Raw genomic sequence first — 23,371 nt, 5'->3', positions numbered from 1 at the left:
GCTCCCACCGCACGGGGGAACGCGGGCCGGGAACCCGTCGGTGAAGGCGTATAAAGGGTCCTTCCGGAGCAGCCGGCGTCCCCCGATGGCCCCTCCCCACCTCACCCCCAACCGCGCGGCCGGCGTCACCGCGTCACTGAGCCCAGGAGCGCCAATGAGCACCTCGGAAGAGATCAGCGCCCTGCTGGTAGCGAAGTTCGGAACCGACCCCGAGGCGCTGCGCCCCGACGTTCCGCTGCACCGGCTGCGGCTGGACTCCCTCGCCCTGGAGGAGTTGCGGCTGCTCATCGAGGACCGGCTGGACGTCGACCTGGAGGACGTCGCGCTCACCTCGCGTGACACCCTCGGCCGACTGGTCGAGGTCGTCCACGTCAAGGCCACCGCGTGAGCGCCCCAGCGGCCCGCGCTGCCGGTCCCTACCGCCGTACGCCGCTTCCCCCGTTCGCCGCCGCCGTCACCGGGGTCGGCCTGGTCACCGCGGCCGGTACGGGCGCCCGGGCCGCCTGGCGCGGTGTCACCGCATCGCTCGCCCCGTCCGTCGGCCCCCGGCCCGAACTGGACGGCCTGCCCTGCGACTTCTTCTACTCCGTCACCGACTGCGACCCGCGCGAGGTGCTCGGGGTGGCCGCCCAGCGGCTGATGGACCGGTTCGCCCAGCTCGCCGTCATCGCCGCCCGGGAGGCGGTCGCGGACGCCGGGCTCGACCCGGCTCTCTGGGACAGCGGCCGGGTCGGCATCGTCATCGGCTCGGCCCACGGCGGGCTCCCCTTCTACGACGAGCAGCACGCCGCCCTCACCGCGCGCGGCGCCCGCCGGGTCTCCCCGAAGCTCGCCCCCCTCAGCGTCGTCAACGGCGCGGCCAGCAGCGTCAGTCTGGACCTCGGCGTGCAGGGCCCCAGCCAGGCCGTCTCCACCGCCTGCTCCTCCGGCACCGTCGCCATCGGCACCGCCCACCAGATGCTCCGCTCCGGGGCCTGCGACATCGTCATCGCGGGCGGCGCCGAATCCACCTGCACCCGCCTCCTGCTGGCCAGCGCCTGCAGCCTCAAGGCCGTCTCCACCCGCCGCGAGGACCCCACGGCCGCCTGCCGCCCCTTCGACACCCACCGCGACGGCTTCGTCGTCGGCGAGGGAGCGGGCCTCCTCGTCCTGGAACACCCCGAGCACGCCCGCGCCCGGGGCGCCACCGTCCGCGCCCATGTCCGCGGCTACGGAGCCTCCAGCGACGCCCACTCCGCCGTTGCGCCGGACCCCGACGGACTCGGCATCGAACGTGCCCTGCGCACCGCCCTCGCGGACGCCGGGCTCTCCCCGGCCGACGTGGGACACGTCAACGCGCACGGCACCTCGACGCTCTCCAACGACCTCATCGAGGCCACCATGCTCCGCCGCGTCCTCGGGAAAAGCCCTCTGGTGACCTCCACCAAGGCGATGACCGGGCACACCCTCGGCGCGGCGGGCGGCATCGAGGCCGCGCTGACCGTGCTGGCCCTCCAGCACCAACTGGTCCCGCCCACAGTCAACCTCGACGCGCCCGACCCGCTGATCGAGATGGACGTCGTCGCCAAGGAGGCCCGCAGCGCCTCCTTCGACTGCGCGGTGAAGACCTCGCTCGGCTTCGGCGGTCACAACGCGGCGCTCGTCCTCACCAGGGCCTGAGCAGTAGGGAGTTGGCGAAAGATGCCCGAGGAGATCATCCGGACGCTGTCGGTGGACGGAGTGCGTTACGGCTACCGCGTCCTGCCGCACGCCTCCGGCAGCGGCGCCCCCGTCACCGAACCCGCGCTCGTCCTCGGCGGCGCCCTCCAGGGCATGTACGGGTGGCCCCAGATGGACGACCACCTGGGCCCGGCCACCGACGTGGTCACCGCCGACCTGCCCGGCATGGGTTCCGCCGACCCCCTGCCGCCCGGCCCGAGCGCCGGCCTCCTGTGCCGGGCCGTGCTCCAGATCGCCGACGACCTCGGCGCCCCCCGGCTGAACCTCTTCGGCTTCTCCTACGGCACCGCCATCGCCTTCGGCTTCGCCCAGCTCCATCCCGAGCGGGTCGCCCGGCTCGCCCTCGGCGGCGTACCGGTCCATATCGACGAGGCCCAGGTGGAGGGCTGGGAGCGGGCGCGGGAGGTGCTGGCGGGCGGGGACCGCGAGGGCTTCGCGGCGATGGCCGCCGACGCGCTGATGTGCCTGGATCCCGAACGGCACGTGCACCGGAGGGAGTTGGCCCGACGCTACGTACGCCGCTCGTTCCTGCACGCGCTCACCCACTCGCCGCACGCGACCAACTCGCTCTACCGGGCGCTGGCCGACCGGCCGGACTTCTCCGGCGGGCTGAGCGGCGTACCGGCACTGGTCTTCGCCGGGGAGCACGACACGGTGACCTCGCCGGAGCGGCAGCGGGAGTTCGCGGCGACCATCGAGGGCAGCCGGTTCCTGACGGTTCCGGAGTCCGACCACTGGGTGGTCCTGGAGCGGGCCGTCGAGGTGGCGGAGCTCGTGTCACGGTTCTTCCTGGAGGGGACGCCTACGACCGCCCCCGTCAGCCTGCCGCGCCAGGCGGGTGCCCCGGCGGGCCGGACCTGAGCGTCCGGCCCGCCGAGCCCCGGGTTCAGTACCAGAGGCCGTTGGTCTTCACACGGACCACCTGCGGGTCGTGGTCGCTCGCCTGGTCGGCGAACTCGGCGTTGATGTGCACCACGTCGTAGTCGAAGCGCCGGATCGCCGGGCTCGTCAGGATGTGGTCCAGCGTCTGCGCATTGCCGTCGAAGACGTAGCTGTACCGCTCCGAGGAGGGCAGCGTCTCGATCAGGGGCTTGAGCACCTTGCCCTTGGTCAGCGCCTTGAACGTCGGGGAGAACTCGAAGTCGTTGAAGTCTCCCAGCGCCACCACCTGCGCCGACCTGTCCGCCTTCAGCAGCGAGGTGACGAAGGCGTTCACCTCGGCGGCCTGCTGGATCCGCTTCGTCTCCGAGGAGCGGGTCGGCTCCTGGTAGCGGCCGTGCAGCGGCTGGTCGCCGCCCTTGGAGCCGAAGTGGTTGCCGATGACGAAGACCGGCTTGCCCCGGAAGGTGAACTCGCCCACCAGCGGCTTGCGGCTGGCCCCCCATGCCGGGCTCGCCGGGTTGATCCGGCCGGGCGAGGCGGAGAGCTCGACGCCCTTCCAGGTCTTCACCGCCTGGACCGGAGTGGTGGCGTCGCCGCCCGGCCGGTCGGCGAAGGAGACCCGCTCGGCGTTGTAGAGGAAGACGTTGCGGATGTTGCCGCCGGGCTCGCCGCCGTCCTTGTTGTTCTCGGGGGCGATGTAGCGCCAGGCGTAGCGCGGGCCGCCCTTCGCGACGATCGCGTCCGTGAACCGCTTCAGCGTCGCCTCGGAGCCCACCGTGCCGTCGTTGACCGGACCGTTGTCGTCCTGGATCTCCTCCAGCGAGACGATGTCGGGGGAGGCGAGGTTGACCGCGACGCCCTCGGCCAGCGTGTCGAACTTGGCCTGCGGGTCGGCCGCGTCCAGGTTCTCCACGTTGTACGTGGCGACCGCGAGCTCGTCCTTCTTCTGCTTGCGGGTCACCTCGCGCCGCAGCTTCTTGTCGACGTGCGTGCCCAGCTCGGTGGCCTGCACGTTGTAGCCGCCGTAGGAGGCGTAGTCGAGTACGCCGGTGGTGCGGCCCTTCAGCACGTCGCCCACGTTCGCCGTGGGAATCGGCTGCGCCGGGTCCAGCGACATCACCTTGAGGCGGCCGGTGTTCTGGTCCGTGTACGAGGCGTAGAGCGTGCCGCCGCGCCGGGTCGGGTTCTCCTTGGGCTTGACCGTCACCCAGATCTCGTCGTACGCCGTCGTCGCCCCGGTCACCCGGGTGTCGGCGATCTGGACCCGGACGCCCTCCAGGGCCTCGTACAGGTCCAGGGCGTAGCGCTTCGGCTCCAGGGGCAGCGCGTCGATCGCGCCGCCGCCCGCCGAGGGCACGTAACGGCCGGGCACCGAGCGGGCGTCGAGGACGACCGGCGCGGGCAGTGCGTTGCCGGAGGAGAGGACGGTGGTGCGCGGCGCGGTGAGCTGGGTGATCGACTGGGTGCCGGTACCCGGGTAGTACTCGGCCACCTTGCCGCTCACCAGGACCGCGTCGCCGACCTTGACCGCCGGTGCGGCGGAGCCGGTGTAGACGAACAGGCCCTCGCTGGTCCGTGCGTCCTCGTCGGGTGCGGTCTCCTGGATCCAGAAGCCGCGTGAACCCGTGGCCCGTACGCCGGTGACGGTGCCCGGCACGCCGGTGACCTCCGTGCCGTCCAGCGGGGAGATGCGGGTGGTGCCCTGGATGTCGTGGATCCGTACGGCACCGGGCTCGGTCGGGCCGGGCTCCTCCGGCTCCTGGCCGCCGCCGGACGTCTCGCCCGCCGCGTTGACGGGGGTCGGGGCTCCGGCGGAGAGGTCGGCGGCGTTGTCGTCGGTGTCGGCGAGGGAGGCGGCCCGGGAGACGGACGCGGTGGCCGAGGCGGCGGGGGCCGGGCCGCTGCCCTCCCGGACGACCGCGGAACCGTAGCCGACCAGGTCCACGATCCGGGGCTCCGCCGCGCAGTCCGCCGCGGTCTTGCAGGTGAGCGGCGTGGTGCCGGCGACCAGGGCGACGGTGCCGCTTCCGGCGGCCATGGCGATGGTGCCGGTCGCGTCCGGGGTGGGCAGGGCGACGGTGCCGCCGGTGCCCGCGGCCTGGGCGACCAGGTAGCGGCCGCCGGGCGCGATCGCCCCGGTGAGTGCGGAGACCTGCCACTGCGAACCGGCCGACGGAGCGCCCGGCAGGTACTGCACGCTGAAGCCGCCGACCTCGAACGGTGTGGAACCGGCGTTGGCCAGCTCGACGAAGTCCCGGGTCAGCGTCGCGCCGGAGTTGCCCCCGCCGCCGTACACCTCGGAGATCACCGCGGTGGCGGACGGGGCCGCCTGGGCGGCGGGAAGGGCGGTCACCGCGAGCGCGACGGCGACGGCGCCGGTCAGCAGGACGGAACCGGATCTGGATATCTGCACGGAGGTGCCCCTCAGCTCGGTGGTAAGAGCCAAAAGCTATGCGCGTAGAACAGGGCATGACAAGGCATCACCGGTTAATTCCCGGCATCATCCGGATGGAGAACAGGACACCGGGCCCCGTCACGTGAGGCACGGTCCGGGCAGCGCGCCTCCGTGAGACGGCCGTCCGTCATGTGGTCAACGGTTCGACCGGGTTACGCCGTTCCGGCCGCGTTGCGCGGCGCGGCGATCCGCACACGTGGCGACGCGAGGTCACGTCGACCTGATACGCGAGTGCTCCGGCGGCGTGTCACCAGGTCTGAACGCGTTCGACCGCCGCCCGCCCGCCGGATCTCCGGCACCGGCTCCGTGCTGAGCGCGATCCTGACCGCGGGCCGGTCGCCTGCTCCAATGCCGCCCGCCTCACCGGGACTCTTGACCGGCGGCGCTGACCGGCGGCGCTGACCGGCCACGTCGGCCACCTGTCGGCCCGCGAGCTGGTCCGGGAGAGCGCGGAGACCGCCCGGCCGAAGGGGATCGGCCCCCGCAGGCTCGGGGTGCTGTCCTGGAGCCCGCGGGGCGGCAGCCGGCCGACCGCCACCGCAAGGGCGGCGAGCAGCCGGCCTCCAGCCGCACCGAGCGCCGGGCGGCCCGCTTCGACATCACCCCGCCCGCGAACGGCACCAACCTGTCGGCGCGAGATGCCGGTACACTCCGTCGGTCCTCAACGGCGCCTTGCCGCGGAGCCGATCGGCTCGATGCGTGCGGCCGGGATCACTGGCGGATGCGCTCGCGGATCCAGACCCCGGCCTCCTTCAGGACCCCGGTCCCCGTCCAGCTGGAGCCGTTGCACGTGCCGGTCTTGAAGACGGCACCGGAGCGGTGGTCGTCGGAGTAGTTCCAGTTGGTCCAGGAGATCTTCTTGCGCTTCATCAGGTCGAGGTAGCGCTGCGACATCGTGAAGTCGTCGGCGCCCTCGCCCGCGTAGTTCTGCGTCCCGAACTCCGTGACGAAGACGGGCAGTCTGTCGGAGGCCCGGTCCAGGGCGCTGAGGTACGCCTCCCGGTGCGACGCCGCGTAGAAGTGGAAGGTGTACATGATGTTCGAGGCGCGGACCGGGTTGTTCACGACCTCCGACTCGTTCGAGCCCTCCGAGACCCCGAACGAGGACCAGGCGCGCGTCCCGACCAGGACCACCGCGTCGGGATCCTGCGCCCGGATCACCGGGATGATCTGCTCGGAGTACGACTTGATGGCCGCCCAGCTCACTCCCGAGGGCTCGTTGGCGATCTCGTAGAGCACGCCCGGGTGGTCCTTGTACTTCTTCGCCATCGCGGTGAAGAAGGTCTTGGCCCGCGCGAGGTTCGCGTTCGGGTCGCCCGGCGTGAGCATGTGCCAGTCGATGACCGCGTACATACCGCGCGCGTGCGCCGCGTCGATGAACTTCTGCGCCCGGGCGGTGAACCCGGCCGGATCGGTCTCGTACCCGCCCTCCTGTACGTAGGTGGAGACGCGCAGCACGTCGGCGCGCCAGTCGGTGGCCAGGGCGTTGAGCGACCCGTCGGTGACGCACTGGGCGTACCACTGGGTGCCGTGGGTGCTCATGCCGTTGAGGGCGACCGCCTGGCCCGAGGCGTTACAGAGCTGGCGGCCGCAGACGGATAGCCGGCCGTTGGCCGCGAGCGGGGTCGCGGCCTTGGGAGTGGTGGTGGTGGCGGCCGGTGCGGCCCCCGCCCGGACGGGAGCCAGGAGCGCGGTGACCACGCCGAGCGCGGACGCGGCGAGCAGGGCCTTGCGGGCGAATCTGCGCCGGTCGGCCGTGGGGGTGGGCTCGGTGGCGGAAGTGGTGCGCTGGTGCATGGTGGTGCTCCCTTCGGACGGGGGTGGGAGGCGCCATGGCGGCAGAACTGAAAGTAAAGCTTCCTTCCAATTGACGCAACAGAGTTGGGAAACTTTCCTATCCGTCGCCGCAACGAGCGCAAGGGCTTGAGAAGTCGCCTGTCCCTGCCCGTTGACCCTCGGCGCCCCGCCCCCGCTCCTCAGCCCTGCGGCAGTGGGTACACCGCCAGCGAGAACGAGTGGCCCGCCGGATCCCCGTACACCCGGACATCGCGCGGACCGCTGTTGCTGTCACCGGTGTCGACGGGCCTGGCCCCGAGAGAGATCGCCTCACGCTCGGCCTCGTCGATGTCGTCGCTGCCCACCAGGATCCGCAGATGGGCCTGCTGGGAGTCCTCCGGGCGGGGCCAGCTCGGCGGGGCGTAGCCGTGGTCCCGGCGGATCGCCAGCCGGACGCCGTCGTTGCCGACGATCTCCACGAAATCCGGGTCGGAGCCGATCCGTATCTCCGCATCCAGCAGACCGGCGTAGAACTCCGCCAGCTCCATGGGTTCGGCGCAGTCAAGGACGAGAACGCTCGTTTTCTCCACAGTCATGCGGGAACAGGTACCCGCAGCCACCCCGGACACGCCGTGCACCGGATGTCCGGATGAGGAAACACCCGGCCCGACCTAAGGTGCGAACCATGGCAGAGAGCGCGGCGCGACCCGGCCCGGCCGGACGCGACGCCGCCTCCGGCGGCCCCGACCCCCGGCGCTGGAAGGCGCTGGCGGTCTGTCTGGTGGCGGGGTTCATGACCCTGCTGGACGTCTCCATCGTCAACGTGGCCCTACCGTCCATCAGGGAAGGGCTGAACACGCCGGAGTCCGACCTCCAATGGGTGCTCTCCGGCTACGCCCTCGCCTTCGGCCTCTTCCTGATCCCCTCCGGGCGCCTCGGCGACGCGCGCGGCCGCCGGGCCGTCTTCATGGCGGGCCTCGCCCTCTTCACCCTGGCCTCCGCCGCCTGCGGAGCCGCCCAGTCCAGCATGTGGCTGGTCATCGCCCGACTGGTCCAGGGCATCGCGGGCGGCCTGATCTCGCCGCAGATTTCTGCGCTGATCCAGCAGATGTTCTCCGGGCGCGAGCGCGGCCGCGCCTTCGGCATGTTCGGCACGGTCGTCGGGATCTCCACCGCCGTGGGCCCGCTGCTCGGCGGTCTGCTCATCCAGGCGGCGGGCCCCGACCACGGCTGGCGCTGGGTCTTCTACGTCAACCTCCCGCTCGGCGCCGTCTGCCTCCTGCTGGCCCACCGCCTCCTCCCGGACACCCCCTCCGCCGGCCGGGTCCGGCCGCGCGACCTGGACCCGGTCGGCGTCCTGCTCCTGGGCGCCGGCGTACTGGCCCTGCTGCTTCCCTTCGTCCAGGCCCAGCAGTGGCCCGGTAACGGCAAGTGGTTCCTGGTGGTGCTCGCCGCCGCTCTGCTCGGGGCGTTCGTGGCCTGGGAGGCGCGGTGCACGGGCGGGCCCACCCACCCGGTGCTGGACCTCTCGCTGTTCCGGCTGCGCTCCTACTGGCTGGGGTGCCTGCTGATCCTGCTCTACTTCGCCGGGTTCACCTCGATCTTCTTCGTCACCACCCTCTACCTCCAGTCCGGCCTCGACTACTCCGCCCTCCAGGCCGGACTCGCCATCACCCCTTTCGCCCTCGGCTCGGGTGCCGCCGCCTCGATCGGCGGGCGGCTCGTCGGGCGGTTCGGCCGCCCGCTCGTGGTGGCCGGACTCACGATGGTCGCCCTCGGCCTCGCGGGCACCGCGCTCGCCGTCCACTGGGTCCCGGGCAGCGGCGCGGGCTGGGCGATGGCCGCCCCGCTGCTCCTCGCCGGCCTCGGCAGCGGTCTGGTGATCGCCCCGAACCAGACGCTGACCCTGGCCGAGGTCCCCGTACACCGGGCCGGAAGCGCCGGAGGAACCCTCCAGACCGGGCAGCGGGTCGGCTCCGCGGTGGGGATCGCGGCCGTGGGCGCGGTGTTCTTCGCCCAGGTCGGCTCGGAGGGCTGGGCGGACGCGTACGACCACGGCCTGATCGTCTCGGTCGCCTTCGTGCTGACCGCACTGATCGTGGCGCTGGCCGATGTCGGAGCCGACCGACGGGGCAGACGACGTGAACGGAAAGAACGCACCGATCCGACGAGGAGCGCGGCATGAGCGACACATCCGGGAAGAGCGCCGGGAGCGACGGCAACACCTCCTACGGCCACAAGCCGTTCAAGCGGTCCCGCAGCCACTTCGCCGACCGCATCACCGCCGACGGCCGTGACGGATGGCCCGTCGAGGCGGGCCGCTACCGGCTCGTCGTCAGCCGCGCCTGCCCCTGGGCCAGCCGCTCCCTGGTCTCCCGGCGCCTCCTCGGCCTGGAGGACGCCCTCTCCCTCGCCGTCACCGACCCCATCCAGGACGACCGCAGCTGGCGCTTCACCCTGGACCCGGACGGCAAGGACCCGGTGCTCGGCATCGGCTACCTGAGCGAGGCGTACGACGCCCGGGAGCACGACTACCCCGGCGGCGTCAGTGTGCCCGCGATCGTCGACGTACCGAGCGGCAAGCTGGTCACCAACGACTACCAGCAGCTCACCCTGGACCTCGCCACCGAGTGGACCGCCCTGCACCGCCCCGGCGCCCCCGACCTCTACCCCGAGCCGCTGCGCGCGGAGATCGACGAGGTCATGGAGGGCATCTACCGGGACATCAACAACGGGGTCTACAAAGCGGGGTTCGCCAGCAGCCAGCAGGAGTACGAGGAGGCGTACGAGGCCCTCTTCTCCCGCCTCGACCAGGTCTCCGCCCGCCTCGCTGACCGCCGCTACCTGGTCGGCGACACCATCACCGAGGCCGACATCCGTCTCTTCACCACCCTGGTCCGCTTCGACGCGGTCTACCACGGACACTTCAAGTGCAACCGTACGAAGATCACCGAGGACCCCGTCCTGTGGGCGTACGTCCGCGACCTCTACCAGACCCCCGGGTTCGGGGACACGGTCGACTTCGACCACATCAAGCGGCACTACTACCAGGTGCACACGGGCATCAACCCGACCGGCATCGTCCCCCTCGGCCCCGACCTCTCCGGCTGGACCACCCCGCACCACCGCGAACGGCTCGGCGGCCGCCCGTTCGGTGACGGCACACCGCCGGGACCCGTACGGGAGGACGAGCGGGTCACGCCGATCGACCAGGTCTGAGTCCGGGGCCTCAGCTCACCCGGGGCGGGGGCGGCTGTGGTGCGAGCGTGCCGGCGGCGAGCGGGGAGCGGGCCAGCACCACACAGCCCGTGGCGATCAGTCCCAGCCCGGCCAGCTCGGGCAGCAGCCACCAGCCGGTGCGCAGCTCCTCCTCGAAGAGCGTCACCCCGTACAGGATGCTGATCAGCGCGTCCCCGAGCGTCAGCGTCGGCTGCACGGCCACCAGACTGCCGGCGTGGAGGGCGTTCTGGAGCAGGAAGAGGGCACCCACCCCAGCCGCGGCCGTCGCGTAGAGCTGCCAGGACGTCAGCAGCGCGACGGCCCCGCCGCCCGGGCCCAGGTGCGCCATCGCGTCCTTCATCAGAGCCGCCGTCAGCGCGTAGCCGCAGGCGGCGGCCAGCCCCAGCAGCGCCGCCCGGACATCGCCGCGCGCCCGCAGCGCGGCGACGATCAACGCCGCCTCGAACGCCGCGGTCAGCAGCAGTGCCGGGACCCAGTCCGCACCCCGCACGGCGTCGGTGCCGTCGATCGGCGCGGCCGACGCGAGCCCGATCGCGAGACCGACGGTCACCGCGGCGACGCCGTACCAGACCGTGCGCGGCGCCCGGACCCGCATCATCCAGCCGGCCAGCAGCAGGGTCGCGGGCAGCTCGATGACGAAGATCGGCTGCACCACCGAGATCGGCCCGGTCGCCAGGGCCACCGCCTGACAGACGGCGGCGACGATCACCAGGGCGATCCCGGCCAGCCACACCTGCTGGCGCACCAGATGCCCGATCAGGGAGAGGTGCATCGCCTCGCTGTCGGGCACCTTCATCGCCGCCCGGCGCTGGAGCACCGAGGCGGAGCCGTTGCTCAGGGCGGTCAGGACGGCGAAGAGGACACTGATCACCGGTTCATCATGGGGCGGGCGGAGGAGGAGCGCGCGGGGCGTGGGGCCGGTGGGCGTAACGCCCTGCTGCGGAGCTGCGGACCGTCCCCCTACCCCGCAGCTTTCGGACCGTCCCTGTACCTCGGAGCTTGCCCACCGTCCCCGTACCCCGGAGCTTGCGGACCGTACTTGTCCGCATGCGCCGCTACCGTACGGGCCATGGCTGCGAAGAAGCTCCCCGCCCTCCTGACCACCCGTGCGCTGAACCGGGCGACCCTGGACCGCCAGCTCCTGCTGCGCCGGTCCACGATGTCCGCGAAGGACGCGGTCGCCCATCTCGTCGGGCTCCAGGCGCAGAACACCAAGCCGCCGTACTTCCAGCTCCACGCGCGGCTGGCGGAGTTCGACCCGCGCGAGCTGTCCGCCCTCATGGAGTCCCGTGAGGTGGTCCGGATCGTGACCCTCCGCTCCACGCTCCACACCCATACGGCGGACGACGCCCTGACCCTGCGTCCGCTGGTGCAGGCGGCGCGCGACCGGGAGCTGAAGGCGTTCCGGGGCCGTCTGGCCGGGGTGGACCTGGCCCGGCTCGCCGCCGTGAGCAGGGAGTTGACGCAGGAGCGCCCCCGCCCGGTCAAGGAGCTGCGCGAAGAGCTGCTCGTCCGCTGGCCGGAGGCGGATCCGCTCGCGCTAACTGTGGCCGCCCGGTGCCTGCTGCCGCTGGTCCAGGTCACCCCGCGCGGGCTGTGGGGGCGCAGCGGGCAGGTGGCCCTGACCACGGTGGAGCACTGGCTCGGCCGGCCGTCGGAGCCGGTCCCGGCGCCGGACGCCACCGTTCTGCGCTACCTGAACGCCTTCGGCCCCGCCTCGGTCAAGGACATGCAGCGCTGGGCGGGGCTGACCCGGCTGCGGGAGGTCTTCGACCGATTGCGGCCCGGGCTCCTCACCTTCCGCGACGAGAACGGCACCGAGCTGTTCGACCTCCCCGACGCCCCGCGCCCCGACCCGGACACGCCCGCCCCGCCGCGCTTCCTGCCCGAGTTCGACAACGTGCTCCTCGGCCACGACGACCGCTCACGCCTGATCGCGGAGGCGAACAAGGGCCGCAACGGCGTCGGGAACCAGTCGTACGGGACCGTCCTGGTCGACGGGTTCTTCGAGGCGGTCTGGCGGGTCGGGCGGGACGGGGACACGGCGAACCTGACCGTGCAGCCACTGCGCACCCTGCGGCGGGGGGAGCGGGCGGCGATCACCGAGGAGGCGGAGGGGATGCTGTCGGCGATGACGGACGCGACCTCGTACGACGTCCGGTTCGGTACGTTCCTGGACTTCGGCGACTGAACCTCGGCAACTGGACTTCGGCAAATGGACTTCGGCGGCTGCACTACGCGGACTGAACGCGGCGCCTGGACTCAGGGGACCGCACGTCGGGAACGCCTTTACGGCAGCAGCCCCGCCCGGCGCGCCGCCACCACTGCCTCCACCCGGGTGTGCGCCCCCAGCCTGCGCATCGCCGAGCGCAGATACCCCTTCACCGTCTCGGGCCGCAGCCCAAGCTGCCGGGCGGCCGCCGCGTTCGTCGCGCCCGCCGCCACACACGCCACGACGTCCACCTCGCGCGGCGCGAGCCGCACCTCCCGGGCCGCCGCCGGGGTGGCTCGCGCCCCGGACGCCGAGGCCAGACGCCCGCAGACGGCCACCAACAGGTCGCGGAGCGCCGGGTCGGCCACCCTCGGCGTCAGCGCGCGCAGCTCCCGGTGGGCCTCACGTACGTCCTCCCAGGCACCCGGAGCCGTACCGGGACCGGCCACCTGCTCCCGGGTCAGTGCGAGCAGGTGCCGGACCTCGTCGCGGACCGCGAGTGCCTGCTCCACGTCACGGGCCGCCGCGACCGCCGCGTCGACCGTCCGGTCCCCGAGGCTCACCGGTGTGCGCAGCGCTCCGTACAGCACGCCCCGCACCGTCCGCCGTACGACGACGGGGACCGCGACGACCGAGCGCAGCCCCTCCGCCGCCACGGCCGTGTCGTACTCGTGGCTGATGTGGCGCGAGAGGGGGTAGTCCGTCACCGCGCAGGGCCGGGCGAGCGCGATGGCCTTGCCGCCGAGGCCGCTCCCGGCCGAGATCACCAGACCGCGCAACGCGTTGGTCTGCGCTCCGTTCAGCTCGGCGATCCGCGCGTGGCGGGCATCGGACAGCAGGCCGCCGAACGTCACCGGCAGTCCGCTCGCGCGGCGCAGTCCCGCCAGCGCCGTCCGCATCTCCACCGCATCGACAGGTTCCGGCACTCCGACGCCTTCCCACGCGACCCGTACCTCCCCGCCGAAGGGATCGCGCCACCCCCGTCCGGGGGTGGTGAGACCTGGGTCACTGTTTGCATGATGTTAATCGACCGGTCCGGTCCGCAATGAGGAGGGCACATGTCGGCAACGAGTGCGACGGAGACGTTCCGGGCCGCCCGGGACTTCCTGCTGGAGCACCGCGAGGACTACGAGCGTGCCTACGCGGGATTCCGCTGGCCCCGGGCCGACCACTTCAACTGGGCGCTGGACTGGTTCGACGTCATCGCCGAGAACAACGACCGCACCGCCCTGCACATCGTGGAGGAGGATGGCCGGCGTACCGAGGTCTCCTTCGCGGTCATGTCCGAGCGCTCCGACCGGGCCGCCAACTGGCTGACGAAGCAAGGCGTCCGGGAGGGCGACCGCATCCTCGTGATGCTCGGCAACCAGGTGGAGCTGTGGGAGGCCGCGCTCGCCGCGATGAAGCTGCGCGCCGTGATCATCCCCGCCACCCCGCTGCTCGGCCCCGCCGACCTGCGCGACCGGGTGGAGCGGGGGCGGGTGCGCCATGTGCTGGTGCGGGACGCGGACACCGGGAAGTTCGACGAGGTGCCCGGCTCGTACACACGGATCGCGGTGGGTGAGGAGGTGGCGGGCTGGCGGCCGTACGCGGACGTGGCCGCCGCCCCGGCCGGCTTCACGCCCGGCCGGGAGACGGACGCCGACGAGCCGCTGATGCTGTACTTCACCTCCGGCACCACCGCCCGGCCCAAACTGGTCGAGCACACCCATGCGTCCTACCCCGTGGGCCACTTGTCGACGATGTACTGGATCGGCCTGCGGCCCGGCGACGTCCACCTCAACATCTCCTCGCCCGGCTGGGCCAAGCACGCCTGGTCCAACCTCTTCGCCCCGTGGACCGCCGAGGCCACCGTCTTCATCTTCAACTACACCCGCTTCGACGCCTCCCGGCTGATGGCCGAGATGGACCGCTCGGGCATCACCAGCTTCTGCGCTCCTCCCACGGTCTGGCGCATGCTCATCCAGGCGGACCTGTCACAGCTGAAGGCCCCGCCGCGCGAGGTCGTCGCGGCGGGGGAGCCGCTGAACCCGGAGGTCATCGAGAGGGTCCGGCGGGAGTGGGGCGTCACCATCCGGGACGGCTTCGGCCAGACGGAGACCGCCGTCCAGGTGGCCAACACCCCCGGTCAGCGTCTCAAGACCGGCTCCATGGGCCGCCCCAGCCCCGGCTTCACCGTGGAACTGCTCGACCCGGTCACCGGCCGGCCGGGGGCGGCGGAGGGCGAGATCTCCCTGAACCTCTCCGACCACCCCGTCGGCCTGATGACCGGCTACCACGGCGACCCGGACCGCACCGCCGAGGCCATGGCGGGCGGCTACTACCGCACGGGTGACCTCGGGGCTCGCGACGAGGACGGGTACATCACTTACGTGGGCCGGAGCGACGACGTCTTCAAGTCATCCGACTACAAGATCTCGCCCTTCGAGCTGGAGAGCGCCCTGCTGGAGCACGAAGCGGTCGCCGAGGCCGCCGTCGTGCCCGCCCCCGACCCGCTGCGGCTCTCCGTCCCGAAGGCGTACGTGGTGCTGGCGGAGGGCTGGGAGCCGGGCCCGGAGACCGCGAAGGTTCTCTTCGAGCACTCGCGGGCGGTCCTCGCCCCGTACAAACGCCTGCGCAGGCTGGAGTTCGCCGAACTGCCCAAGACGGTCTCCGGCAAGATCCGCCGCGTCGAGCTGCGGGAGCGCACCGCCCTGGGCACCGGCACCGAGTTCGACGAGGGGGACTGGAAGTGAGCGAGCCGGCCCAGGGGAGCGGGCTGCCGGAGGTGACCGGCCCGTCCTACGCGCACGGCACCGGCACCACCGCCGTGCTCGGCGACACCATCGGCCGCGACCTGGACCGGGCCATCGCCGCCCACGGAAACCGCGAAGCGCCGGTCGTGACCGGATCCCGCGCAGGCTGCGGGTCCTGGACTCCTTCCCGATGACGGGGAGCGGGAAGGTCCGCAAGATGGAGCTGCGGGAGACGTACGCCGACTGAAGTCCGCCGGCCGGTCGCCGTGGAGTGCGGCCGGTCAGGCGGCTTCGATGATGTCGGAGCCGTCCGACCGGGTCGCCGTCGCCCATTCGATGAGCAGCACCTCGTACGTCGCGGCCTCCGTGGCGGACCAGTCCTGGCCCGCACGCGAGTCGACGAGCGCGCGGATGGCTTCGTTCGCCTGGGCGGCGGACGCGACGGCGGGCTGCACGGCATGACGTGGAGTTAAATCCATGCCCTAAGCCTACGGGGCACCACTGACAGCGACCGACGCCGACGCGGACGCCGGTGCTGACGCCGCTGGCGGTGCCGGTGCCGATGACCGCGCGGGCAGCAGGTCGCGCCGCATGCAGACCCGCGGCCAGCGGTCCAGGCCGTGCTGCGCCTCCTCCCCGCGGATCGTGCGCAGTCCCTCGGTGAGCTCGTCCTCATGGAGCACCCGGAAGCCGATGCGCAGGTAGTACGGCGCGTTCCACGGCACATCGCTGAAGGTGGTCAGGGTGAGCGCGGTGAACCCCTGTTCGAGGGCGAGCGCGGCGAGCCGGTCGATCAGCGAGCGGCCGACGCCCCGGCGGGCCGCCACCGGGTCCACCGAGATCTGCTCGATGTGCAGGGCCCCGTCGACGGGGTCGGCGATCACATAGCCGAGTGGCCGGTCACCGGTGGCGGCGAGGGGATCGGTGGCCACCCAGCACCGTCCGCCCCGCCGGTAGCTCTCCAGCAGGTCGAGCGGGGGCGGATCGTCGTCGGCCACGGAATGCATGCCGAGGGTGCGGAAGGGTTCCCCTGCGGCGCGCTCGATGTCCTGGAGAAGGCGGAGATCGGAGCGTCTGGCGGAGCGGATACGCATGTACCCAGTGTGCCGCGCCGGGCGGGGCGCCGGTACGGGGTGGCCCGAAAACGTCCTCCGAGAAGAGCCCGAGGCTCAGGCCCCGGTGCTGACCAGCTCGTCCGCCGGACTGTTCACCGGCTGCGGCGCCCCCGTGAGGTCCATGACGAAGAGCGGGAGGCCGACTCCGTCCGCCCGGGCCCGCGCGTCGGCCGCGTACCCCGCGAGCGAGAAGAACACCCCGGCCGCCGACGCGCCCAGGGCGTTGAGCCAGAGGCACTCCACCGCCCGCAGCTCCACCGGCCGGGTCGTGGCGTCGACCTGGGCGACGAGGCCGGTGGCCCGCAGATCGATTCCGCCGGCGGTGCGCACCCTGGGCCGGGCCACCTCGCGGTAGCCGAGCCAGGTGAGGTAGAGGGCGGCCGCGCTCACCGCGTCGTGGCCGGTACGGATCGTCCGGGGCCGGAACGAGGGGCGCGGTTGGGCGGCGGTGCGCGGCAGCGGGATGTGCGCCGGGGCGACGGGCCCGGGCGGGGGTGGCGGCTCGTCCACCGGTCGCACGGGTATCCGCAGCAGGGCCCCGCACGGGCAGCACAGCTCCGGCTGGGGCCACTGGTCCCGCCGGTCGCAGGCCGTGCAGCGGACAGTGACCCAGTCCTCGTCCCAGGTGCGCCGCGTGACCCGGAGCGGCGGGGCGCCGGGCAGCAGGGGCGGGGCGGTGGGGGCTCCGCACGGACACGGGTAGGCCGCTGCGACGTAGGCGTGGTCCCGGCTGCAGACCGGGCACCGTACCGGCACGGACGTCACCATCGTCTCCCTCCGGCACGGCCCCGCAGGACGACTGCGCTCCGTGCCTCCCTCGTCATCCCATCGTCCACCAGAAGCGAGGTTCCGGGGAGGGAATGGGTGCACTTCCCGCCGATGGGTGCCCGCGTCCGCTCTTGACGGCAACCGCGCGGCGTTTTAGATTGCTTCCGTATAGCAGAACTGAATTTCCGCGATACGGAATTGGTGCTCTCAGGTGGCGCGACAGAGCCCGACTCCACCAATCCCGAGCAGGAGCACTCAATGCCTCGTATGACCGCTGCCCGTGCGGCAGTCGAGATCCTCAAGCGCGAAGGCGTCAGCAACGCGTTCGGTGTGCCGGGTGCGGCGATCAACCCCTTCTACGCGGCCCTCAAGGCCTCCGGCGGGGTGCAGCACACGCTGGCCCGGCACGTCGAGGGCGCCTCCCACATGGCCGAGGGCTACACCCGGGCCAAGGCCGGCAACATCGGCGTCTGCATCGGTACGTCGGGCCCGGCGGGCACTGACATGATCACCGGTCTGTACTCCGCCATCGCCGACTCCATCCCGATCCTCTGCATCACCGGCCAGGCCCCGACCGCAGTCCTGCACAAGGAGGACTTCCAGGCCGTCGACATCGCCTCGATCGCCAAGCCGGTCACCAAGGCGGCGACCACCGTCCTGGAGGCCGCCCAGGTCCCCGGCGTCTTCCAGCAGGCGTTCCACCTGATGCGCACCGGCCGCCCGGGCCCGGTCCTCATCGACCTGCCGATCGACGTCCAGCTCACCGAGATCGAGTTCGACCCCGAGCTGTACGAGCCCCTCCCGGTGCACAAGCCCGCCGCCACCCGCAAGCAGATCGAGCGGGCCGTGCAGATGCTGAACGCCTCGGAGCGCCCGCTGCTCGTCGCCGGCGGCGGCATCATCAACGCCGACGCCTCCGAGCTGCTGGTGGAGTTCGCCGAGCTGACGGGTGTCCCCGTCGTCCCGACCCTGATGGGCTGGGGCATCCTCCCCGACGACCATGAACTGAACGCCGGCATGGTCGGTCTGCAGACCTCGCACCGCTACGGCAACGCGAACTTCCTGGAGTCCGACTTCGTCCTCGGCATCGGCAACCGCTGGGCCAACCGCCACACCGGCAAGCTGGACGTCTACACCCAGGGCCGCACCTTCGTCCACGTCGACATCGAGCCCACCCAGCTCGGCAAGATCTTCGCCCCCGACCTCGGTATCGCCTCCGACGCCAAGGCCGCGCTGACGCTCTTCGTCGAGGTGGCGCGCGGGCTGAAGGCCGCGGGGCAGCTCGCGGACCGATCGGTCTGGGCCGCCTCCACGCAGGAGCGCAAGGCCACCCTCCAGCGCCGCACCCACTTCGACGACGTGCCGCTCAAGCCGCAGCGCGTCTACGAGGAGATGAACCGGGCGTTCGGCCCCGAGACCCGTTACGTCACCACCATCGGCCTCTCCCAGATCGCCGGCGCGCAGATGCTGCACGTCTACAAGCCGCGCCACTGGATCAACTGCGGTCAGGCGGGCCCCCTGGGCTGGACGATCCCGGCCGCGCTCGGCGTCGCCACCGCCGACCCGGACGGCACGGTCGTCGCCCTCTCCGGCGACTACGACTTCCAGTTCATGCTGGAGGAGCTGGCCGTCGGCGCGCAGCACCGCATCCCCTACGTCCATGTCCTGGTGAACAACTCCTACCTGGGGCTCATCCGCCAGGCGCAGCGCAACTTCGACATCGACTTCCAGGTCAACCTGGAGTTCGAGAACCTCAACTCCCCGGAGCTGGGCGTCTACGGCGTCGACCACGTCAAGGTCGTCGAGGGCCTCGGCTGCAAGGCCATCCGGGTCACCGAGCCGGACCAGCTGCTGCCCGCTTTCGAGGAGGCGAAGAAGCTCGCCGCGGAGTTCCGGGTCCCGGTCGTCGTCGAGGCGATCCTGGAGCGGGTCACCAACATCGCGATGAGCGGCACCGACATCGCCTCGGTCAACGAGTTCGAGGACATCGCCACGGACCCGTCCCACGCCCCCACCGCGATCCGCCCGCTGACGGTGTCCTGACCCATCGTCACCTGGTCCGGAGGCGCAAGGCCTCCTGAAGCGGGGGCCCCGCCCCGGATTCCTCTCCGGGGCGGGGCCTTCCCCCTGTGCGGAGGTACGCTCGCCCCGGGGGCCCACCCGGCCGGGACGCGGGCCCGCCGGCGGTCGAAGGGCGGGGAGCGGGCCATGGCCGACTACCACCACGGCGAGCTCGCCGTTCAGCACCGGGCCGGACTGAGTGACCCGGCGGCCGGCTCGCTCCGGGCCATCCGCGACGCGGTCCCCGACGCGGCGGCGGTGTTCCTGGCCCGCCAGCCGATGATCGTCGTCGGCGCGGCCGATGCCTCCGGACGCCTCTGGAGCACCCTGCTCACCGGCGAGCCCGGCCTCCTCGGGGTGCCGGACCCGCGGACCCTGACGATCGGCGCCCTGCCCGCTGCCGACGACCCGCTCGGCGCGGCGCTCCGGGAGCCCGGCGCCCAGGTCGGCATGATCGCCATCGAACCGGCCACCCGGCGCCGGATCCGCCTCAACGGGACCTCGGTCCCCGAGGCCGACGGCGTACGGGTCGCTCTCGACCAGGTGATCGGCAACTGCCCCAAGTACCTCCAGAAGCGGGAGTACGCTCTGCTCCCGCCGGACCGGGGCGGCCGCCGCACGGCGGTCCGCCGGGGAGAGGCGCTGACCACCGTCCAGCAGCTCACCCTCGCCACCTCCGACAGCTTCTTCATCGCCACCGCCTCCCCGGACGGCGACGCGGACGCCTCGCACCGGGGCGGCAACCCCGGCTTCCTCCAGGTGGTCTCGCCCACCCGGCTGCGCTGGCCCGACTATGCGGGCAACGCCATGTTCCTCACCCTCGGCAACCTCGAACTCCGCCCGCAGGCAGGCCTGTTGGTGCCCGACTGGGAAACCGGTGCGCTCCTCCAGCTCTCCGGCACCGCCCACACCGTCTGGGACGGAGCGGAGGCGGCCGCCGTACCGGGCGCGCAGCGCATCGTGGAGTTCCGCATCGAGGCCGTCCAGGAGACCCAGGACGCGGTGCGGCTGCGCTGGGGCGATCCGGACTTCTCCCGGTTCAACCCGCCGGTGGCACCGGGGTAGCCGACCGGTCGCCCCGGGGCGGTCAGCAGCACTGGCAGGCCGGGATGACATGGGCCGGGGCCGCCACGGCCTCGGCCTCCCACCCCGCGCCGCAGGAGTTCTGCTCCAGCAGCCCGGTCTCCCGCTCTCCCCGCCCGGTCTTCTGCTCCAGCAGCCCGGCGACGACTGCCTCCAGGCCCTTGCCGTGGTCGTCGCGGGCGGTCAGGCCCGCCCACCGCCTGCCGACCGCGCTCAGCCGGGGGAAGTCCACCGAGTCCAGGAGCTCCAGGGCGTGTTCACGGTACTCCGGACGCTCCGCCCGGGCCCGCACGCGTTCCCGGCTGACCCGGATGGCGAGTTCGCCCGTGATGTAGTGCCAGATCACGCGGTACGCGTACACGGCGTCCTCCAGGGCCATCCCGCACTCGACCGCCGCGTCGACGATGCTCTCCACGACCCACAGCGCGGACTCGCTGACGAAGTCGTCGAAGGAGAGCACCTCCACGATCCACGGACAGTCCGCGAGGAGGTCGTGCAGCACCTGGGCGGCGGCGAGGAGCCGGGTCCGCGGTTCGCTCGGCAGCACCGGGCGCGGGTAGCGCCGGGCGTGTGCGTCGAGCAGCAGCAGGAGGAGCTCGTCCTTGTCCTGGACATGGTGGTAGAGGGCCATGGCCGTACTGGACATCTCCCGGGCCAGCCGGCGCATGGAGAGGCGCTCCGGACCCTCCGTGTCGAGGATGCGCTGTGCGGCGACGAGGATCGCCTCCTGCGAGAGGCGGGGTGGGCGGCCGGTTCGGCCGGAGCGTTGTCCGCGGGACTCCATACATCCATCTTTCTTCGCGAGGCAACCTGCGAACCGGCCGGATCGGGCCGAATGTTCCGGCCACTGAGGCGAATCCGCGTCCTGGGCAGGGAAGGCGGCGGCATATGCCGGTCAGGTGAATACCTGGAAGGGAGAGCTTGACAGAAGGGTGCTGCACATAAACTGGACGACCGGGGAATATGCGGCCACCGGCAGTGAAGTGCGCGGACGCGTCGGGATCACCTCGCGAACCGCCACGGACCCGCCACAGAGCCGCGGCGCGGGCCGAGTTGGCCGGTAACGGCAGTGCGAAAAGGCGTCAGTGACAACTTACTATCGCCCCGCTACTGTTATCTTACGCGTACGTCTGAGGGATACAGGAATGGCCGGAAGAGAGGCGCCTGAAGTGGTCATCGACGGCGAGGCCGTGTTGATCGTCAAGGCAGGTACGGGCCGCGAAAGGAATCACGCAGTCCGCAATCCTGTCGGGTGTCTGAATTCCACCCGATGTCATTCCCCGCGCCGGGGAATCGCCGGAGAAACGTCCACGCGAAGCGCGATGTGGGGGGCGTGCCCGGGCCACTGGCCCTGAGCCTCACGCGCCCGGATCCCGGGTGCGGCCATTCGAGCCGTCCCGCTCCATCGCCCGGCCCGCCCCTCCCGGAGGGTTTGTGGGCCGGACCGGCCGGTCCCGGAGCCACCTCGTGGATCCGGTGCGCCGTCGCGGCGCCTTTCGGGGCGCCCCACCGGGTCCTGGCGCGAGCCGCCCCCGGACATCACCAACCGGCCGCCGTACCGACGCGGTGCGGCGCGCACGCGACACGATCACAGGAGGCGACCGAGTGTTGGCCACGTCGGGGGAACCGTTGCGCATACAGCTCTTGGGGCCGGTACGTGTATGGCGGCAGGGCCAGGAGGTGCCACTGGGGCCGCCCAAACAGCGCGCGGTGCTCGCTCTGCTCGCCAGCAGGGCGGGCGAGGTGGTCGGTGTCGACAACATCGTCGACGCGCTCTGGGACGGTGACATCCCCCAGACCGCGACGAACGGGGTCCACACCTATGTGGCCGGCCTGCGTCGCGCGCTGGAGCCGGGGCGCAGCAGACGCGAGGCGGGGGCGATCCTCACCTCGGTCTCCGGCGGCTACTGCCTGCGGATGGACCCGGAACAGGTGGACGCCACGCTCTTCACCCGCCGCCACGCCCGGGCCCGCCGATCACGGATCGGGGGGAGCCCGGACGAAGCCGTGCGGTGTTACGAGGAGGCCCTCGCGCTCTGGCGCGGGGAGGCGTACTCCGGGGTCCCGGGACCGTTCGCCGCCGTGGAGCGGACCCGGCTGCGGGACCTCCGGCTGACCGCCGTCGAGGAGTGGGCCGCCGACATGCTGGAGGCGGGCCGCCACGCGGAGGCGGTCGCCGAACTCTCCGCCGCCCTGGGCGAGGAGCCGCTGCGCGAGAAGCTGAGCTGGCTGCTCATGCTCACCCTCTACCGCAGCGGACGCCAGGCGCACGCGCTGGCCGTCTACACCAAGACCAGGCAACTGCTCAACCGGGAGCTGGGCATCGAGCCGGGCGCCGAGCTGCGCAGCCTGCACCAGCAGATACTGGCCGGTCACCCGAGGCTGCGCAGGGAGGGGGAGGCCACGGATCCACGACGCGGACGAAGACACATGAGCGAAGCCCCCGACCTCTCGCGGCCGGTACAACTACCGCCGTTGGCGCGGGGATTCGTCGGACGCACGGCCGAACTCGCGAGGCTGGAGGAGCTGTTGGACGACGAGCGGGGCGGGTACGGTGCGAGCACCCCCATCGCCGCCGTCGACGGCCCGCCGGGCGTAGGCAAGACGGCGTTCGTCCTGGAGCTGGCTCACCGGCTGCTGGACCGCTTCCCGGACGGCCAGCTCTACGTGGACCTCTGCGGCACGGGCCGGCAGGGCCGGCCGCTGACCGCGTCGGACGCGCTCGAACAACTCCTGACCAGCCTCGGCGTCGAGCGCTCCAGGATGCCCGCCGATGTGGCCGGTCGCTCCACGCTCTACCGCAGCCTGCTGCACGGCCGCCGGATGCTCGTGGTGCTCGACGAGGCCCTCGGCGCCGACCAGCTGAGGCCGCTCATACCGCGCGGCTCGTCCTGTGTCCTGGCCACCGGCAGACAGCGGTTCAGCGGACTGGCCGCACGCGACGGCGCCCACGTGCTGACCATGGGCCCGCTGGCCGACCGTGACGCGGCGACCCTGCTCACCAGCCTCTGCGGGGGCCGGCTCCGCGGGCAGGAGGCGGCCGCGGTGCGACTGGTGCGGCTGTGCGGCGGACTGCCGCTGGCCCTGCGGATCGCGGCGGAGGAGCTGGCGGCCAATCCCGCCGTGCCGCTCCCCGCCGTCATCGAGCGGTTCGCCGCCGCCTGCGCGGAGCGCGAGTCACCGGGGAACCGTGCGGCTGCCCTGATCCGCCTGGTCGAGTGGGAGGCCGGGTCCGGGCGGGAGGCGCCGGCGCCCGTGCAGGTGGAGATGGCCGACGTCCGCACCGTCGTCCTGCGGTAGGGGGCGGCCCGGGTGGGGCGGGCGC

At 72.3% G+C, this 23,371-nt stretch carries 20 protein-coding genes; 11 read left to right on the top strand and 9 right to left on the bottom strand.

What is annotated here, in order from left to right:
• Window positions 1-154: 154 nt before the first annotated feature.
• From ABZ154_RS09605 to ABZ154_RS09595, 3 genes are read left to right on the top strand one after another with little or no spacing between them, the layout of a single operon-like run.
• On the top strand, window positions 155-388 hold the full coding sequence (locus ABZ154_RS09605) for an acyl carrier protein (protein ID WP_356830679.1): 234 nt from the start codon (window positions 155-157) through the stop codon (window positions 386-388).
• Complete coding sequence (locus ABZ154_RS09600) at window positions 385-1,659, top strand: beta-ketoacyl-[acyl-carrier-protein] synthase family protein (RefSeq protein WP_356830677.1); 1,275 nt, start codon at window positions 385-387, stop codon at window positions 1,657-1,659. The genes ABZ154_RS09605 and ABZ154_RS09600 overlap by 4 nt, the downstream gene beginning before the upstream one ends.
• Window positions 1,660-1,680: 21 nt before the next feature.
• A complete protein-coding gene (locus ABZ154_RS09595; protein ID WP_356830675.1) occupies window positions 1,681-2,580 on the top strand; it encodes an alpha/beta fold hydrolase in 900 nt (299 codons plus the stop codon).
• 25 nt (window positions 2,581-2,605) lie between these two features.
• Here the strand turns inward: ABZ154_RS09595 and ABZ154_RS09590 are convergent, their stop codons facing one another.
• The 3 genes from ABZ154_RS09590 to ABZ154_RS09580 all read right to left on the bottom strand — a co-directional run bounded on the left by ABZ154_RS09590 (window position 2,606) and on the right by ABZ154_RS09580 (window position 7,428).
• Entirely contained in the window at window positions 2,606-5,014 is a 2,409-nt protein-coding gene (locus ABZ154_RS09590; protein ID WP_356830674.1) for an endonuclease/exonuclease/phosphatase family protein, read from the bottom strand.
• A gap of 753 nt (window positions 5,015-5,767) precedes the next feature.
• Window positions 5,768-6,853: a glycoside hydrolase family 5 protein gene (locus ABZ154_RS09585; RefSeq protein ID WP_356830672.1), complete on the bottom strand. Its 1,086-nt coding sequence runs from the start codon at window positions 6,851-6,853 to the stop codon at window positions 5,768-5,770.
• A gap of 179 nt (window positions 6,854-7,032) precedes the next feature.
• Complete coding sequence (locus tag ABZ154_RS09580; protein ID WP_356830670.1) at window positions 7,033-7,428, bottom strand: VOC family protein; 396 nt, start codon at window positions 7,426-7,428, stop codon at window positions 7,033-7,035.
• An 89-nt stretch (window positions 7,429-7,517) separates the two neighbouring features.
• Between ABZ154_RS09580 and ABZ154_RS09575 the strand changes: the two genes are divergently transcribed.
• Complete coding sequence (locus ABZ154_RS09575) at window positions 7,518-9,017, top strand: MFS transporter (protein WP_356830669.1); 1,500 nt, start codon at window positions 7,518-7,520, stop codon at window positions 9,015-9,017.
• A complete protein-coding gene (locus ABZ154_RS09570) occupies window positions 9,014-10,051 on the top strand; it encodes a glutathione S-transferase C-terminal domain-containing protein (protein ID WP_356830667.1) in 1,038 nt (345 codons plus the stop codon). Before ABZ154_RS09575 ends, ABZ154_RS09570 begins: the two co-directional genes overlap by 4 nt.
• A 10-nt stretch (window positions 10,052-10,061) precedes the next feature.
• On the opposite strand, the gene ABZ154_RS09565 is transcribed toward ABZ154_RS09570, so the two are convergent.
• Window positions 10,062-10,943: a DMT family transporter gene (locus tag ABZ154_RS09565; RefSeq protein ID WP_356830665.1), complete on the bottom strand. Its 882-nt coding sequence runs from the start codon at window positions 10,941-10,943 to the stop codon at window positions 10,062-10,064.
• Window positions 10,944-11,141: 198 nt separating this feature from the next.
• On the opposite strand from ABZ154_RS09565, the gene ABZ154_RS09560 reads away from it, so the two are divergent.
• Window positions 11,142-12,263 carry a winged helix DNA-binding domain-containing protein gene (locus ABZ154_RS09560; RefSeq protein ID WP_356830663.1) on the top strand — a complete coding sequence of 374 codons (1,122 nt, stop codon included), beginning with the start codon at window positions 11,142-11,144 and terminating at the stop codon, window positions 12,261-12,263.
• A 98-nt stretch (window positions 12,264-12,361) separates the two neighbouring features.
• Here ABZ154_RS09560 and ABZ154_RS09555 read toward each other — a convergent pair whose 3' ends face one another.
• Window positions 12,362-13,210 (bottom strand): helix-turn-helix transcriptional regulator, encoded by an 849-nt coding sequence (locus tag ABZ154_RS09555; protein WP_356830661.1) that lies wholly within the window; start codon window positions 13,208-13,210, stop codon window positions 12,362-12,364.
• A 132-nt stretch (window positions 13,211-13,342) separates the two neighbouring features.
• Here ABZ154_RS09555 and ABZ154_RS09550 point away from each other — a divergent pair, with 132 nt between their 5' ends.
• On the top strand, window positions 13,343-15,019 hold the full coding sequence (locus ABZ154_RS09550; RefSeq protein WP_356830660.1) for an AMP-binding protein: 1,677 nt from the start codon (window positions 13,343-13,345) through the stop codon (window positions 15,017-15,019).
• The gene (locus ABZ154_RS09545) at window positions 15,016-15,213 is read left to right on the top strand and encodes a hypothetical protein (protein ID WP_356830773.1); all 198 of its coding nucleotides are present in this window, start codon (window positions 15,016-15,018) and stop codon (window positions 15,211-15,213) included. The genes ABZ154_RS09550 and ABZ154_RS09545 overlap by 4 nt, the downstream gene beginning before the upstream one ends.
• A gap of 87 nt (window positions 15,214-15,300) precedes the next feature.
• On the opposite strand, the gene ABZ154_RS09540 is transcribed toward ABZ154_RS09545, so the two are convergent.
• From ABZ154_RS09540 to ABZ154_RS09530, 3 genes are all read right to left on the bottom strand, one after another.
• A complete protein-coding gene (locus ABZ154_RS09540) occupies window positions 15,301-15,498 on the bottom strand; it encodes a hypothetical protein (protein ID WP_356830658.1) in 198 nt (65 codons plus the stop codon).
• Window positions 15,499-15,507: 9 nt separating this feature from the next.
• Window positions 15,508-16,113: a GNAT family N-acetyltransferase gene (locus ABZ154_RS09535; protein WP_356830656.1), complete on the bottom strand. Its 606-nt coding sequence runs from the start codon at window positions 16,111-16,113 to the stop codon at window positions 15,508-15,510.
• Between the two features lie 75 nt (window positions 16,114-16,188).
• Window positions 16,189-16,899 carry a hypothetical protein gene (locus tag ABZ154_RS09530; RefSeq protein WP_356830763.1) on the bottom strand — a complete coding sequence of 237 codons (711 nt, stop codon included), beginning with the start codon at window positions 16,897-16,899 and terminating at the stop codon, window positions 16,189-16,191.
• 261 nt (window positions 16,900-17,160) lie between these two features.
• Here ABZ154_RS09530 and gcl point away from each other — a divergent pair, with 261 nt between their 5' ends.
• Together gcl and ABZ154_RS09520 are read left to right on the top strand one after the other, a co-directional pair.
• Window positions 17,161-18,945 carry a glyoxylate carboligase gene (gene gcl, locus ABZ154_RS09525; protein WP_356830654.1) on the top strand — a complete coding sequence of 595 codons (1,785 nt, stop codon included), beginning with the start codon at window positions 17,161-17,163 and terminating at the stop codon, window positions 18,943-18,945.
• A 165-nt stretch (window positions 18,946-19,110) separates the two neighbouring features.
• Window positions 19,111-20,028 (top strand): pyridoxamine 5'-phosphate oxidase family protein, encoded by a 918-nt coding sequence (locus ABZ154_RS09520; protein ID WP_356830653.1) that lies wholly within the window; start codon window positions 19,111-19,113, stop codon window positions 20,026-20,028.
• 22 nt (window positions 20,029-20,050) lie between these two features.
• Here ABZ154_RS09520 and ABZ154_RS09515 read toward each other — a convergent pair whose 3' ends face one another.
• Window positions 20,051-20,830: a TetR/AcrR family transcriptional regulator gene (locus ABZ154_RS09515; RefSeq protein ID WP_356830651.1), complete on the bottom strand. Its 780-nt coding sequence runs from the start codon at window positions 20,828-20,830 to the stop codon at window positions 20,051-20,053.
• 896 nt (window positions 20,831-21,726) lie between these two features.
• Here ABZ154_RS09515 and ABZ154_RS09510 point away from each other — a divergent pair.
• On the top strand, window positions 21,727-23,346 hold the full coding sequence (locus tag ABZ154_RS09510) for a BTAD domain-containing putative transcriptional regulator (RefSeq protein ID WP_356830649.1): 1,620 nt from the start codon (window positions 21,727-21,729) through the stop codon (window positions 23,344-23,346).
• Window positions 23,347-23,371: the final 25 nt, after the last annotated feature.

The sequence above is a fragment of the Streptomyces sp. NPDC006261 genome (assembly GCF_040613515.1).
GTDB lineage: Bacteria > Actinomycetota > Actinomycetes > Streptomycetales > Streptomycetaceae > Streptomyces.
This window is presented reverse-complemented; position numbering and strand designations above follow the sequence as displayed.